Below are 13,301 nucleotides of genomic sequence, written 5' to 3'. Positions count from 1 at the left end.
CCGGATCTTCTACAACCAGGCCACGATGTCCGCCAAGGGCATCCCGCAGATCGCCGCGGTCATGGGCTCCTGCACCGCCGGAGGCGCGTACGTCCCGGCGATGAGCGACGAGGCGATCATCGTCCGCAACCAGGGCACGATCTTCCTCGCCGGCCCGCCGCTGGTGAAGGCCGCCACCGGCGAGGAGGTCACGGCCGAGGAGCTCGGCGGCGGGGACCTGCACGCCAAGACCTCCGGCGTGGTGGACCACCTGGCCGACGACGACTACGACGCCCTGATGAAGGTCCGCGAGATCATCGCGACCTGCCCCCCGGCCCCCGCGCCGGACTGGGAGGTCCTCGAGTCCCGCGAGCCCGTGCGTCCGCAGACGGACCTCTACGACCTGGTCCCCGTCGACTCCCGGCAGCCCTACGACGTCCGCGACGTGATCGGCACGATCGTCGACGGCGGCGAGTTCACCGAGTTCAAGAAGGACTACGGCACCTCGATGGTCACCGCGTTCGCGCGGATCCACGGCCACCCGGTGGGGATCATCGGCAACAACGGCGTGATCTTCTCCGAGTCCGCGCTCAAGGGCGCCCACTTCATCGAACTGTGCGACCGGCGCAAGATCCCGCTGATCTTCCTCCAGAACATCACCGGGTTCATGGTCGGCCGCCAGTACGAGGCCGGCGGCATCGCCAAGAACGGCGCCAAGATGGTCGCGGCGGTGGCGTGCGCCCGCGTGCCCAAGCTCACCGTGGTCGTGGGCGGGTCGTTCGGCGCGGGCAACTACTCCATGTGCGGCCGCGCCTACTCCCCGCGGTTCCTGTGGATGTGGCCCAACGCGAAGATCGCCGTGATGGGCGGCCCGCAGGCCGCGGACACCCTGGCCTCGGTCCGCGCCGCCCAGGTCACCAAGGCGGGAGGGGAGTGGACCGACGAGCAGCAGGCCGAGTTCACCGCCCCGATCCGCGAGCAGTTCGAGGAGCAGTCCACCGCGTACTACTCCACGGCACGACTCTGGGACGACGGGATCATCGACCCCGCCGACACCCGCACCGTCCTCGGCCTGGCCCTCGCGGCTGCCGCCAACGCCCCCCTCGAGCCGGTCAACAACGGCGTCTTCAGGATGTGATCGCACCCATGTCTCAGAAACTCCACACCGTCCTGGTGGCCAACCGCGGCGAGATCGCGTGCCGCGTGATCCGCTCGCTGCGGGCAGCGGGCATCCGCTCGGTCGCCGTCTACTCCGACGCCGACGCCGATGCGCTGCACGTGCGCATGGCCGACGCCGCCGTCCACCTGGGTCCCGCCCAGGCCTCACAGTCCTACCTCGACATCGACAAGGTGATCGCGGCGTGCCGCGAGACCGGGGCGCAGGCGGTCCACCCGGGCTACGGCTTCCTGTCGGAGAACTCGAAGTTCGCCCGGGCCCTCGAGGAGGCCGGCCTGATCTTCGTGGGTCCGCCGGCCGTCGCCATCGAGACGATGGGCGACAAGATCACGGCCAAGGCCGCCGTGTCGGCCCGGGACGTCCCCACCGTTCCGGGCATCTCCCGGCCCGGGCTGACCGACGACGACCTGATCGCCGGCGCCGCCGAGGTCGGGTACCCGGTCCTCGTCAAGCCCTCCGCCGGTGGTGGCGGCAAGGGCATGAGGCGCGTCACCGACGCCGCCGACCTGCCCGCCGCGCTGGAGTCCGCCCGGCGGGAGTCGGCCAACGCGTTCGGCGACGACACGCTGTTCCTCGAGCGCTTTGTCGACACCCCACGCCACATCGAGGTCCAGGTCCTCGCGGACACCCACGGCAACGTGATCCACCTGGGCGAGCGCGAGTGCTCGCTGCAGCGCCGGCACCAGAAGGTCATCGAGGAGGCGCCCAGCGCCCTGCTCGACGAGGCCACCCGCCAGCGCATCGGCGCGGCCGCCTGCGACGCCGCCCGCTCGGTCGGCTACGTCGGCGCCGGGACCGTGGAGTTCATCGTCTCCGCGCACGCCCCCGACGAGTTCTTCTTCATGGAGATGAACACCCGTCTGCAGGTGGAGCACCCGGTCACAGAGATGGTCACCGGCGTGGACCTCGTGGACTGGCAGGTCCGCATCGCCGCGGGCGAGGAGTTGACCCTCCGGCAGTCCGACATCACGCTCACCGGCCACTCGATCGAGGCCCGCGTCTACGCGGAGGACCCCGCCAAGGGCTTCCTCCCGACCGGCGGCACGGTGCTCGGGCTCGAGGAGCCGTCCGGCGACGGCATCCGGGTCGACTCCGGGCTGCGCGTGGGCACCGTGGTCGGCAGCGACTACGACCCGATGCTCGGCAAGGTCATCGCCCACGGCGCCGACCGCGCGGAGGCGCTGGCCCGCCTCGATGCCGCGCTCGCGGACACCCACGTGCTGGGACTGCGGACCAACATCGACTTCTGCCGCTTCCTGCTCTCGCAGCCGGAGGTCGTCGCCGGCGACCTGGACACGGGCCTGCTCGACCGGACCCTCGACGCCTACACCGCCACGCCCGCCCCCGAGGGCGCGCTGGTCGCGGTGGCCATGCACCGCACCGAGGAGCGCTGGGCGCGCGTTCCCGCGGACCGCCGCGGTCCGTGGGACGTGCCCAACGGCTGGCGGGTCGGCGGGCGCGCCGAGGTCTGGACCAGGGTGGACTCCGGTCCGGGCTCGGACCCCGTCACCGTCGGTCTCCGGGGGACCCCCGACGACGCCGAGGTGAGCATCACCGACGCCACGATCGGCTCCACCGAGGAGCCCGAGGTCTCCTCGCGGCACCGGGCGCGCGTCGCGCGGGACGGCGCGTCGCTGCGCCTGACCGTCGACGGCACCCAGCAGCGCTGGACCGTGGCCCGCTCCCGCGACCCCAGGGCCGCGGACACCTTCTGGGTGGCCGGCGACGGCGGCACGTGGGACCTGCGACTGCTCCCGCTCATCGACTCCCGGATCCACGACGCCGGCCTGTCCGACGGACAGATCCTCAGCCCCATGCCGGGGTCGGTCATCGCCTGCTTCGTCTCCGACGGCGACGAGGTGACCGCGGGGCAGAACATCCTGGCCGTCGAGGCCATGAAGATGGAGCACGCGCTGCCCGCACCGATCGACGGCGTGGTCCGTCTCAACGTCTCCACCGGCGAGCAGGTGCCCGCCGACCACCTGCTCGCGACCGTCGAGCCCCACCCCTCCACCGAGGAATCCCAAGGAGAAACCGATGCCTGAGTTGGAAGAGCACTACCAGGATCTCAAGTCGACCGTCGCCGAGTTCGCGGACAAGGTCGTGGCCCCGGCCTCGGTCGAGCACGACCGCAACCACACGTTCCCGTACGAGGTCGTGGCCAAGATGGGCGAGATGGGCCTGTTCGGCCTGCCCTTCCCGGAGGAGTACGGCGGGATGGGCGGCGACTACTTCGCCCTCTCCCTGGCGCTCGAGGAGCTGGGCCGCGTCGACCAGTCGACCGCCATGACCCTGGAGGCCGGCGTCGGGCTCGGCGCGATGCCGATCTACCACTTCGGCAACGAGGAGCAGAAGGCGACGTGGCTGCCGGACCTGGCCGCCGGCACCAAGCTCGCGGGATTCGGCCTCACCGAGCCCGGCGCGGGCTCGGACGCCGGCGCCACCAAGACCACGGCCAAGCGTGACGGCGACGAGTGGGTGGTCAACGGGAACAAGCAGTTCATCACCAACTCCGGAACCGACATCACCTCGCTGGTCACCGTCACCGCCGTCACCGGCGTCCGGGATAACGGCAAGAAGGCCATCTCGACGATCATCGTGCCGTCCGGCACCCCCGGATTCACGGCCGAGCCGGCCTACGACAAGGTCGGCTGGAACTCCTCCGACACGCACCCGCTGACGTTCGCCGACGCGCGCGTCCCGGCCGAGAACCTGCTCGGCGAGGAGGGGCGCGGCTACGCGAACTTCCTGTCGATCCTCGACGAGGGCCGCGTCGCGATCGCCGCGGTGGCCACCGGCGCCGCGCAGGGCTGCGTGGACGAGTCGGTCAAGTACGCGCGTGAGCGCGAGTCCATGGGCAGCAAGATCGGCTCCTTCCAGGCCATCGCGTTCAAGATCGCCCGCATGGAGGCTCGTGCCCACACCGCGCGCTGCGCCTACTACGAGGCCGCGCGCCTCATGCTGGCCGGCAAGCCGTTCAAGAAGGAGGCCGCCATCGCCAAGATGGTCGCCTCCGAGGCGGCCATGGACAACGCCCGCGACGCCACCCAGATCCACGGCGGCTACGGCTTCATGAACGAGTACCCGGTGGCCCGCCACTACCGCGACTCCAAGATCCTCGAGATCGGCGAGGGCACCACCGAGGTGCAGCTCATGCTGATCGCCCGGGGGCTCGGGCTGTGAGCGACGCCGAGACCGCCGGCAACGGCGGCGCCGGCACCCCGGCGCGGAAGGAAGTGGTCCAGCGCGGGCTGTGGTTCGAGGAGTACGAGGTCGGCACCGCCTACCTCCACCGCCCGGGCCGCACCATGACGGAGACGGACAACGTCCTGTTCACCACGCTCACCATGAACACCCAGGCGTTGCACCTGGACGCGGCGTGGTCGGCCGAGCAGCCCGGCTTCGGCGGCGAGCGGCTCATGAACTCCATGCACACGCTGTCCACGCTGGTCGGGCTGTCCGTCGCGCAGCTCACGCAGGGCACGATCGTGGCGAATCTGGGCTTCTCGGAGGTCACCTTCCCCAAGCCGGTCCTGCACGGGGACACCCTCTACGCCGAGACGGTGTGCACGGACAAGCGGGAGTCGAAGTCGCGCCCGGGCGAGGGCATCGTGACCCTCGAGCACATCGGCCGCAACCAGCACGGCGACGTGGTGGCCAAGGCGGTCCGCAAGACCCTGGTCCGCAAGCGGCCCGCCGAGCAGGCGGCGGAGGCCCGGGCGTGACCCCCGCGTGGATCCCGCCCGGCCCGGCCCTGCTGTTCTGCCCGGCCGACCGGCCCGAGCGGTACGGCAAGGCCGCCGAGCGGGCGGACGTGGTGATCGTGGACCTGGAGGACGCGGTCGCGCCCGACGCCCGACCGGCCGCGCGCGAGGCGCTGCGGGGGTCGGACCTGGACCCCGGGCGGACGATCGTCCGCGTCAACCCGGTGGGCACCGACGACCACGACGCCGACCTCGAGGCCCTCGCGGACACCGCCTACCGGTGCGTCATGCTCGCCAAGACCGAGTCCGCCGCGCAGGTGGCCGACGTCCACGCCGCCACCGGCGCCGCGGTGCTCGCCCTGGTCGAGACCCCGCTCGGGGTGGTCCGCGCCGCGGAGATCGCCGCCGCGCCCGGGTGCGCCGGGATGATGTGGGGCGCCGAGGACCTGCTCGCCGCCATGGGCGGGTCGACCAGCCGGTTCGCCGGCGTCGAGGCCGGCGGCCCCCGCGTCGCGGGGGAGTACCGCGACGTGCCCCGGCACGCCCGCGCCCAGGTCGCGCTCGCCGCGGCCGCGTTCGGCCGCTGGGCGGTGGACTCGGTCCACCTGGACATCGCCGACGAGGCGGGCCAGCGGGCCGAGGCGCTCGACGCCGTCGCCCTGGGCTTCGTGGCCACCGCCTGCATCCACCCGTCCCAGGTCGCCGTGGTCCGCGGGGCCTACGCGCCGGACGACGACGAGGTGGCCTGGGCCCGGAAGGTCCTCGCCGCCGCCGAGAACAACCAGGGCGTCTTCCGGCTGGACGGCCGCATGGTCGACGGGCCGGTCTTCCGCCAGGCCGAGGCGACCCTGCGTCGCGCGGCGGCCGCCACCATCTGATACCCCGACCCCCACTCCGTGGGCCGCACGGCCCCACTCTCGAGGAGCACCGAGATGACCACCACCGATCTCGATTCCACCGATCTCGACCCTTCGCTGTCGCACACCCGCGGGGAGACCGACGTCCCGCTGCTGACCGAGACGATCCCCGCCAACCTGGCGGGCACCGTCGAGCGGTTCGGTGACCGTGACGCGCTGGTCGACGTCCCGGCCGGCCGACGCTGGACCTACACCGAGTTCCTCGCCGACGTCCGGCGCCTGGCCTCCGGGCTGCACCGGCTGGGGATCCGCACCGGCGACCGGGTGGGCATCTGGTCACCCAACCGCTGGGAGTGGGTGATGATCCAGTACGCCACCGCCGAGCTCGGTGCGGTGCTGGTCAACATCAACCCGTCCTACCGGGTCCACGAGCTGGAGTACGTGCTCAAGCAGGCCTCGATCAGGGCCGTCGTGGCGGCTCCCCAGTTCAAGGACTCCGACTACACGGGGATGCTCGCGCAGGTCCAGCCGAGCTGCCCGGACCTCGAGGTGGTGGTGCTCTTCGGCGACGAGGAGTGGGAGTCGATGATGTCCGGGCCCACCCACTCGGAGGAACTGGCCCAGATCCGCTCCGGGCTCGACGCCGGGGACCCGATCAACATCCAGTACACCTCGGGCACCACGGGCTTCCCCAAGGGCGCCACCCTCTCGCACTCCAACATCCTCAACAACGGCTACTTCGTGGGTGAGACCGTCAACTACTCGGAGGTCGACCGGGTCTGCCTGCCGGTGCCGTTCTACCACTGCTTCGGCATGGTGATGGGCAACCTGGCGTGCACGACCCACGGGTCCTGCATGGTGATCCCGGCGCCGGCGTTCGACCCCGCCGCCACGCTCAGGGCGGTCGTGCAGGAGAAGTGCACCAGCCTGTACGGGGTCCCGACGATGTTCATCGCCGAGCTCGCCCTGGATGACGTCGACTCCTACGACCTGTCGAGCCTGCGGACCGGGATCATGGCGGGCTCGCCGTGCCCGGAGGCGACGATGCGTCAGGTGATCGACCAGATGAACATGGAGGAGGTGTCGATCTGCTACGGCATGACCGAGACCTCCCCGGTGTCTACCCAGACCCGGGCGGCCGACTCGCTGGAGCGGCGGGTGTCCACCGTCGGTAGGGTCGGGAGCCACCTCGAGATCAAGATCGTCGACCCCTCGACCGGCGAGACGCTCCCGCGCGGCCAGGCCGGGGAGTTCTGCACCAAGGGCTACAGCGTCATGCTGGGGTACTGGGGCCAGCCGGACAAGACCGCCGAGGCCGTGGACGCCGGCGGGTGGATGCACACCGGTGACATCGGCGAGATGGACGACGACGGCTACGTCAAGATCACCGGCCGGATCAAGGACATGGTGATCCGCGGCGGCGAGAACATCTACCCGCGCGAGGTCGAGGAGTTCCTCTACACGCACCCCGACATCCTCGACGCCCAGGTGATAGGCGTCCCCGACGCCAAGTACGGCGAGGAGCTCATGGCGTGGATCCGGCTCAAGCCGGGCCGCGACGATCTCACCGCCGACGAGGTCCGGGACTTCGCCACCGGGAAACTGGCCCGGCACAAGATCCCGCGGTACGTCCACGTGGTGGACGAGTTCCCCATGACCGTCACCGGCAAGGTCCGCAAGGTGGACATGCGCAAGACGGCCATCGAGATCCTCGGCATCGCCTGAGCGCCCCACACACCCAAGGAGTACGCGTATGTCCAGCAAGATCATGACCGCCGCCGAGGCCGTCGCGGACATCCCCCACGGGGCGTCCATCGCGGCCGGCGGGTTCGGCCTGTGCGGCATCCCGCAGGTCGTCATCTCCGCCCTCGCGTCCCGGGACGTCGGCGACTTCGAGGTGTTCTCCAACAACGCCGGGGTCGACGGCAAGGGCCTCGGGATGCTGCTGGAGAGCGGCAAGCTGCGCCGGATCGTCTCGTCGTACGTCGGGGAGAACAAGGAGTTCGCCCGCCAGTACCTGTCCGGGGAGCTCGAGGTGGAGCTCACCCCGCAGGGCACGCTCGCCGAGCGGATGCGCGCGGGCGGGTCCGGCATCGGCGCGTTCTTCACCCGGACCGGCGTCGGCACGTACGTCGCCGACGGCGGGATGCCGTGGAGGTACGACTCCGACGGCGGTGTCGCCCTGGCCTCGCCGCCCAAGGAGACCCGGGAGATCCGCGGGGAGACCTACGTCCTCGAGCAGGCCATCGAGGCCGACTACTCGCTGGTCCGGGCCGCGGTCGCCGACCGCAGCGGGAACCTCCGGTTCAACCTCACCGCCCGCAACTTCTCGCCCCTGGCCGCCATGGCCGGGCGGGTGTGCATCGTGGAGGCGGAGGAGATCGTGGAGGTCGGCGAGCTCGCGCCCGACGACATCCACCTGCCGGGCATCTACGTGCACCGCCTCGTGCAGCTCACCCCCGAGCAGGTCGAGAACACCAAGTGGATCGAGAAGACCACCACCAACCCGCCCTCGGAAGGACAGCGCTGATGAGCAGGATCGGACGCGACCGCAAGGCCATGGCCGCCCGCGCGGCCCTCGAGTTGGAGGACGGCCAGTACGTCAACCTGGGGATCGGCCTGCCGACCATGGTGCCGAACTACGTCCCCGAGGGGATCAACGTCACGCTGCAGTCCGAGAACGGGCTGCTGGGAATCGGCCCGTACCCGCACCCCGACGACGTGGACCCCGACCTCATCAACGCCGGCAAGGAGACCGTCACGACGCTCCCCGGCTCGTCGATCTTCGACTCGGCCATGAGCTTCGGCATGATCCGCTCCGGCAAGATCGACGTGGCCATCCTCGGCGCGATGGAGGTCAACCCGGCCGGCGACATCGCCAACTGGATGGTCCCCGGCGCCATGGTCAAGGGCATGGGCGGCGCGATGGACCTCGTCGTGGGGGCCCGCCGCATCGTGGTGGTGATGGACCAGGTGGCCAAGGACGGCTCGTCCAAGATCGTCTCCGAGATCTCCCTGCCGCTGACCGGACTCGGGTGCGTGGACCGCATCATCACCGAGCTCGGGGTGTTCGACCGCGACCCCGAGGGGCTGACCCTGATAGAGCTGGTCGAGGGCGTCACCCTCGAGCAGGTCGCCGCCGCCACGGACGCGCCGTACCGGGTGGCCGACGGACTGACGTGACCGCGCGGCCGCGGTCGCGGGACCTGCCGCGGTGACACCGGGCACAGGCGCCGCCGGACTCTGGACCACACCGGTCCGGGGTCGGGTGGCGCTGTCGGCGTTGGCGTGGGTCCTGGTCTACGGGGTCGGCCTCGTCGTCGTCGTCCTCCTCGGTCTCCTCGGGGGACGTGCGGCGGGCACTGCACGCCCCGACACCGCGCTGCTCGCGGTGGTGGTTTTGGCCGGCACCGCCGTGGCCGCGCTCGTCGCGGTCCGGGTCCACCTGCTGCGTCGTCGCGGCCTGGCCTGGGCGGACGTGGGGCTGCGCAGACCAGCACACTCGCCTTTACACCTGCTGTGGCAGATCCCGGCGGTGATGGCGGGGGGCGCCGTCGCCTCCGCGATCGTGTTGACCCCGCTGGGCGGCCCCGCCGACCCCACCGACGCGGCGATCGTCGACCTCGCCACGGGCGGCCCGGCGTTCGTGCTCCTCGGGATGCTCACCGTCGCGGTGCTGGTGCCGGTGGCCGAGGAGGTGGTCTTCCGCGGGATCGTCCTGCCGGCGCTGCGGGCCCGCCTGCACGCGACGGCCGGTCTCGCGTCAGCGGGGGCCGTCTTCGCGGCCGTCCACCTGGTCCCGCCCGCGCTGCCCTACCTGCTGGTGGTCGGCGTCTCGCTGTGCGTCATGGCCGAGTGGTACCGGTCGATCGTGCCCGGGATCGTCCTGCACGGGGTCAACAACGCCGTGGTATTGGGTGGGCTCGTCGCCGCGGGGGCGGGGTGAGGGCTCGCCTCAGGCCAGGAGCCCGGCGATCAGCAGCAGCACGGGCAGCGCGCCGAGGGTGGTGAGGACCGCGGAGTCCCGGGCGAGCAGCACCCCGTGCCCGTAGCGCGTGGCCACCACCAGGACGTTCTGCGCGGTGGGCAGGGCCGCGGCCACCACCACGGTGAGTAGCTCGTGACCCCGCATGCCCATCAGCCCGGCGCCGATGCCGTAGGCGAGCAGCGGGTGCGCGACCAGCTTGAGGACGCTGGCCACGGCGATCTCGCGGCGCGGCGAGGCGCCCGCCTCGAGCACCCTCACGCCGAAGAGGGACATCCCGAACACCAGGAGCGCGCCGGGGACCGAGATCTGGCCGACCAGGTGGACGGGCTCGAGCAGGGCGTCGGGCGGCGTCCAGGGGAGGGCGGCCACGAGCACCCCGGCCAGCGCGGCCAGGACGATCGGGGCCCTCACCGCCTGGAGGAGTGAGTCGAGCGCCCCGCCGCCGGTGGAATCGTCGCCCTCGGCGCGCGCGGCACGTTCGAGCACCGCGATCGCGATGGGCTGGAGCACGACCACCTGGAACAACAGCAGAGGCATGACAAAGCCGAGGTCGCCCAGGACGTAGAGGGCGATGGGGATCCCGAGGTTGGCGGAGTTGACGTATCCGGCGGACAGCGCGCCCACCACGAGGTCGGCGGGCGGACGCCGCAGCCACAGCCTGGCGATCGCGACGTAGGCGACCGCGATGAGGACGGCCGAGGCGGCGGAGACCACAAAGACGCCGGTGAAGACCTGGTCCAAGGTGGTGCGCGCGAGGGCGTCGAAGAGCAGGGCGGGGGTGGCCACGAAGAACACGAGCCGGTTGAGCACCAGCCGCGCATCGGAGCCCAGGACCATGGTCCGGGCGAGGAGCCAGCCCAGCGCGACCAGGGCGACGATCACGGCGAAGCCGTTGAGGACGCCGGCCACGGGGGACTCCTCGGGTTCGGGGGAAGGGGGAGCGGTAACGCCGAAAGGGGTCGTGTCTCCGGTGGTGGAGACACGACCCCGATCGGGTTGCTGTTGTCCGGTCGGCGGTGGTGTGCCGCGGTCGGGACGGGTGGTGCGGTTCGACCCGCGCCGAGCTAGTCGCTCAGCGGCTGGTGAACGGCAGCAGGGCCATCTCGCGGGCGTTCTTGACCGCGACGGCGACCTGACGCTGCTGCTGCGGCGTGAGGCCGGTGACGCGACGCGAACGGATCTTGCCGCGGTCGGAGATGAACGTACGGAGGGTGTTGACGTCCTTGTAGTCGACCGTCTCGATACCCGCGACCTTCAACGGGTTCTTCTTCGGCCGACGGCCCTCCTGGGCACGGATCTTCTTGGACGGGGTGCTACGCGCTTTAGCCATGATTACCTACTCACCAACTCGACTTCGTGACACCGGGCAACTCGCCACGGTGGGCCATCTCGCGCATCCGGACGCGGGAGAGACCGAACTTGCGGAGGTAGCCGCGGGGGCGGCCATCGGCGACGTCGCGGTTGCGCACCCGCACGGGCGAGGCGTCACGCGGCATCTTGTTGAGCGCGGTCTGGGCGTCCATACGCGCCTCGTCCGTGCTCTCGGGGTTCTTGATGATGCGCTTGAGCTCGGCCCGACGCTCGGCGAACCGGGCCACCTTGGCCTTGCGCTGCTCGTTACGCGCGATCTTTGACTTCTTGGCCACGGGTCAGCGCTCCTCTCGGAATTCGACGTGCTTACGGACGACCGGGTCGAACTTCTTGAGGACGATGCGGTCCGGGTTGTTGCGGCGGTTCTTGCGGGTCACGTAGGTGTACCCGGTTCCGGCCGTGGACTTGAGCTTGATGATGGGACGAACGTCGTTACGGGCCATCTCAGATCTTCTCCCCACGGGCGCGGATGCGAGCCACGACGGCCTCGATGCCGTCACGGTCGATGGTCTTGATGCCCTTGGTCGAGACCGTCAGCGTGACGCGACGACCCTCGGAGGGCACGAAGTAGCTACGGCGCTGGATGTTCGGATTCCAGCGACGGTTGGTCCTGCGGTGTGAGTGCGAGACGGACTTGCCGAAACCCGGCTTCCGTCCCGTTACCTGGCAATGCGCCGACATGGCGTGGTTCTCCTTCCGACTCCTCGTGCGGTGGCGCGTGGTGGGGATGCACCGCGAACGGCCTGGGCCGGACGGGCGCGGATCACCACGTCGCAGGCACCGTGGGAGGCGATAGCAAACGTGCAGACAACAGCGATGGTCTAGTTTACGGCCCGACCGCGTGAAACGGTAATCAGCACGTCAGCGCCGGAATCCGGGGCAGGTCACCGGCACGAATTGGGTGCCCGGCCATGGTGCGGGTACCATCTACCGATGCGTGTGCTGAGACCGGGATCCCCGGTTCGGCCACTGGCACCTGCACGCTCCCCGCAAGGGGTGCGCGCGCCAGACCCAAGACTTCTACCGAGCTAGAGGGATCCAGTATGAAGAGCGACATCCACCCCGACTACCACCCGGTGGTCTTCCAGGACTCGGGCACGGGGACCAAGTTCCTCACCCGCTCCACCGCGACGAGCGCCCGCACGGTCGAGTGGGAGGACGGCAACTCCTACCCGCTCATCGTGGTGGACGTGACCAGCGAGTCGCACCCGTTCTGGACCGGCGCCCAGCGCGTCATGGACACGGCCGGCCGTGTCGAGAAGTTCCAGCGCCGCTACGGCAACCGCACCCGCCGCACGAAGTGAGCCGGTGGCCGGTGCTCACCCACCGGTCCGCCCGCCCCACTCCCGAGACCCCGAGGACGTAACAGTCATGGCAGTTCCGAAGCGTCGCCTCTCGCGCGCCAACACCCATTCCCGCCGCTCGCAGTGGAAGGCCGACAACCCGGCCCTGCAGGAGACCAAGATCGACGGCCGCGCCGTGGTGCTGCCGCGTCGCCTGGTCAAGGCCGCCAAGCTCGGCCTGGTCGACCTCGACCGCTGAGCCGGGGCACCTGAGCCCGGCGGCGCCCCGGCGCCGCACGCACACGCCCGGTCACGAGCCCGGTGGATCCTCCAGGACCCGCCGGGCTCGTCGGCGTCCGGCGGGGCCGGTTCGGGCCGTTTCGCCGCAATCCTCAGCCCTGGTTCAGGAGGGTAGGCGAGACTCGCTGGCATGAAGATCCTCGTAGTCGACGACGACCAGGCGGTCCGCGAATCGCTGCGCCGCTCCCTGACGTTCAACGGGTACACCGTGGAGCTCGCGGGGGACGGGATCGAGGCGGTGGAGCGGCTGGACGCGAACCGGCCGGACGCGGTGATCCTCGACGTGATGATGCCCCGCCGGGACGGCCTCGAGGTGTGCCGGATCCTGCGCAGCCGGGGCGACGACCTGCCCGTGATGATGCTCACCGCCCGGGACGCCGTGTCCGAGCGGGTGGCGGGCCTGGACGCCGGCGCCGACGACTACCTCCCCAAGCCCTTCGCCCTGGAGGAGTTGCTCGCCCGGCTCAGGGCCCTGTTGCGTCGTCGCGGACCGGAGGCGGAGGACGCCGAGGAGGTCCTCGAGTTCGCGGACCTCACCATGGACCTCGCCACCCGTGAGGTGACCCGCGGCGAACGCCGGATCCAGCTGACCCGCACCGAGTTCTCGCTGCTCGAGCTGCTCCTGCACCATCCCCGCCGGGT

At 70.9% G+C, this 13,301-nt stretch carries 17 protein-coding genes; 12 read left to right on the top strand and 5 right to left on the bottom strand.

Annotation, left to right across the window (positions count from 1 at the left end):
- The 9 genes from B4M60_RS01760 to B4M60_RS01720 form a co-directional block, all read left to right on the top strand.
- On the top strand, positions 1-1,117 hold a 1,117-nt coding region (locus B4M60_RS01760; protein ID WP_291079713.1), incomplete at its 5' end, for a carboxyl transferase domain-containing protein.
- Between the two features lie 8 nt (positions 1,118-1,125).
- A complete protein-coding gene (locus B4M60_RS01755) occupies positions 1,126-3,201 on the top strand; it encodes an acetyl/propionyl/methylcrotonyl-CoA carboxylase subunit alpha (RefSeq protein WP_291079711.1) in 2,076 nt (691 codons plus the stop codon).
- Entirely contained in the window at positions 3,194-4,339 is a 1,146-nt protein-coding gene (locus tag B4M60_RS01750) for an acyl-CoA dehydrogenase family protein (protein ID WP_291079709.1), read from the top strand. The genes B4M60_RS01755 and B4M60_RS01750 overlap by 8 nt, the downstream gene beginning before the upstream one ends.
- Positions 4,336-4,881, top strand: coding sequence for a MaoC family dehydratase (locus B4M60_RS01745; RefSeq protein WP_291079707.1), 546 nt, complete (start codon positions 4,336-4,338; stop codon positions 4,879-4,881). Before B4M60_RS01750 ends, B4M60_RS01745 begins: the two co-directional genes overlap by 4 nt.
- On the top strand, positions 4,878-5,738 hold the full coding sequence (locus tag B4M60_RS01740) for an HpcH/HpaI aldolase/citrate lyase family protein (RefSeq protein WP_291079705.1): 861 nt from the start codon (positions 4,878-4,880) through the stop codon (positions 5,736-5,738). Before B4M60_RS01745 ends, B4M60_RS01740 begins: the two co-directional genes overlap by 4 nt.
- 54 nt (positions 5,739-5,792) lie before the next feature.
- Positions 5,793-7,442, top strand: coding sequence for an AMP-binding protein (locus B4M60_RS01735; protein ID WP_291079703.1), 1,650 nt, complete (start codon positions 5,793-5,795; stop codon positions 7,440-7,442).
- A 28-nt stretch (positions 7,443-7,470) separates the two neighbouring features.
- The gene (locus B4M60_RS01730) at positions 7,471-8,247 is read left to right on the top strand and encodes a CoA transferase subunit A (RefSeq protein WP_291079701.1); all 777 of its coding nucleotides are present in this window, start codon (positions 7,471-7,473) and stop codon (positions 8,245-8,247) included.
- Entirely contained in the window at positions 8,247-8,900 is a 654-nt protein-coding gene (locus tag B4M60_RS01725; RefSeq protein ID WP_291079699.1) for a 3-oxoacid CoA-transferase subunit B, read from the top strand. Before B4M60_RS01730 ends, B4M60_RS01725 begins: the two co-directional genes overlap by 1 nt.
- 31 nt (positions 8,901-8,931) lie before the next feature.
- A complete protein-coding gene (locus B4M60_RS01720) occupies positions 8,932-9,663 on the top strand; it encodes a CPBP family intramembrane glutamic endopeptidase (RefSeq protein WP_291079697.1) in 732 nt (243 codons plus the stop codon).
- Positions 9,664-9,672: 9 nt separating this feature from the next.
- On the opposite strand, the gene B4M60_RS01715 is transcribed toward B4M60_RS01720, so the two are convergent.
- The 5 genes from B4M60_RS01715 to rpmB all read right to left on the bottom strand — a co-directional run bounded on the left by B4M60_RS01715 (position 9,673) and on the right by rpmB (position 11,757).
- Positions 9,673-10,614, bottom strand: coding sequence for an AEC family transporter (locus tag B4M60_RS01715; protein WP_291079695.1), 942 nt, complete (start codon positions 10,612-10,614; stop codon positions 9,673-9,675).
- A gap of 163 nt (positions 10,615-10,777) precedes the next feature.
- A complete protein-coding gene (rpsR, locus tag B4M60_RS01710) occupies positions 10,778-11,035 on the bottom strand; it encodes a 30S ribosomal protein S18 (RefSeq protein ID WP_007632792.1) in 258 nt (85 codons plus the stop codon).
- Between the two features lie 10 nt (positions 11,036-11,045).
- Entirely contained in the window at positions 11,046-11,351 is a 306-nt protein-coding gene (rpsN, locus tag B4M60_RS01705; RefSeq protein ID WP_291079688.1) for a 30S ribosomal protein S14, read from the bottom strand.
- A 3-nt stretch (positions 11,352-11,354) separates the two neighbouring features.
- Positions 11,355-11,519 (bottom strand): 50S ribosomal protein L33, encoded by a 165-nt coding sequence (gene rpmG, locus B4M60_RS01700; RefSeq protein ID WP_291079685.1) that lies wholly within the window; start codon positions 11,517-11,519, stop codon positions 11,355-11,357.
- Position 11,520: 1 nt separating this feature from the next.
- Positions 11,521-11,757 carry a 50S ribosomal protein L28 gene (rpmB, locus tag B4M60_RS01695; protein WP_010542299.1) on the bottom strand — a complete coding sequence of 79 codons (237 nt, stop codon included), beginning with the start codon at positions 11,755-11,757 and terminating at the stop codon, positions 11,521-11,523.
- Positions 11,758-12,119: 362 nt separating this feature from the next.
- Between rpmB and B4M60_RS01690 the strand changes: the two genes are divergently transcribed.
- The 3 genes from B4M60_RS01690 to B4M60_RS01680 all read left to right on the top strand — a co-directional run.
- Positions 12,120-12,380: a type B 50S ribosomal protein L31 gene (locus B4M60_RS01690; protein ID WP_291079679.1), complete on the top strand. Its 261-nt coding sequence runs from the start codon at positions 12,120-12,122 to the stop codon at positions 12,378-12,380.
- A gap of 67 nt (positions 12,381-12,447) precedes the next feature.
- Positions 12,448-12,618, top strand: coding sequence for a 50S ribosomal protein L32 (gene rpmF / locus B4M60_RS01685; protein WP_107746461.1), 171 nt, complete (start codon positions 12,448-12,450; stop codon positions 12,616-12,618).
- A 171-nt stretch (positions 12,619-12,789) separates the two neighbouring features.
- Positions 12,790-13,301: response regulator transcription factor (locus tag B4M60_RS01680; protein WP_291079675.1), on the top strand; the 512-nt coding region annotated here is incomplete at its 3' end.

Source organism: Dietzia sp. UBA5065 (assembly GCA_002415925.1).
Classification (GTDB): Bacteria; Actinomycetota; Actinomycetes; order Mycobacteriales; family Mycobacteriaceae; genus Dietzia.
Note: the sequence above shows the minus strand (reverse complement) of the source record. Positions and strands in the feature narration are given on the sequence as shown.

Bases quoted from the DNA above. Each gene is read 5' to 3' on its own strand.
- B4M60_RS01735 (WP_291079703.1), top strand. From the start codon at position 5,793: ATGACCACCACCGATCTCGATTCCACCGATCTCGACCCTTCGCTGTCG.
- rpmG (WP_291079685.1), bottom strand. From the start codon at position 11,519: ATGGCCCGTAACGACGTTCGTCCCATCATCAAGCTCAAGTCCACGGCC.
- rpmF (WP_107746461.1), top strand. From the start codon at position 12,448: ATGGCAGTTCCGAAGCGTCGCCTCTCGCGCGCCAACACCCATTCCCGC.
- B4M60_RS01730 (WP_291079701.1), top strand. From the start codon at position 7,471: ATGTCCAGCAAGATCATGACCGCCGCCGAGGCCGTCGCGGACATCCCC.
- rpsR (WP_007632792.1), bottom strand. From the start codon at position 11,035: ATGGCTAAAGCGCGTAGCACCCCGTCCAAGAAGATCCGTGCCCAGGAG.
- rpmB (WP_010542299.1), bottom strand. From the start codon at position 11,757: ATGTCGGCGCATTGCCAGGTAACGGGACGGAAGCCGGGTTTCGGCAAG.
- B4M60_RS01690 (WP_291079679.1), top strand. From the start codon at position 12,120: ATGAAGAGCGACATCCACCCCGACTACCACCCGGTGGTCTTCCAGGAC.
- B4M60_RS01750 (WP_291079709.1), top strand. From the start codon at position 3,194: ATGCCTGAGTTGGAAGAGCACTACCAGGATCTCAAGTCGACCGTCGCC.
- B4M60_RS01725 (WP_291079699.1), top strand. From the start codon at position 8,247: ATGAGCAGGATCGGACGCGACCGCAAGGCCATGGCCGCCCGCGCGGCC.
- B4M60_RS01755 (WP_291079711.1), top strand. From the start codon at position 1,126: ATGTCTCAGAAACTCCACACCGTCCTGGTGGCCAACCGCGGCGAGATC.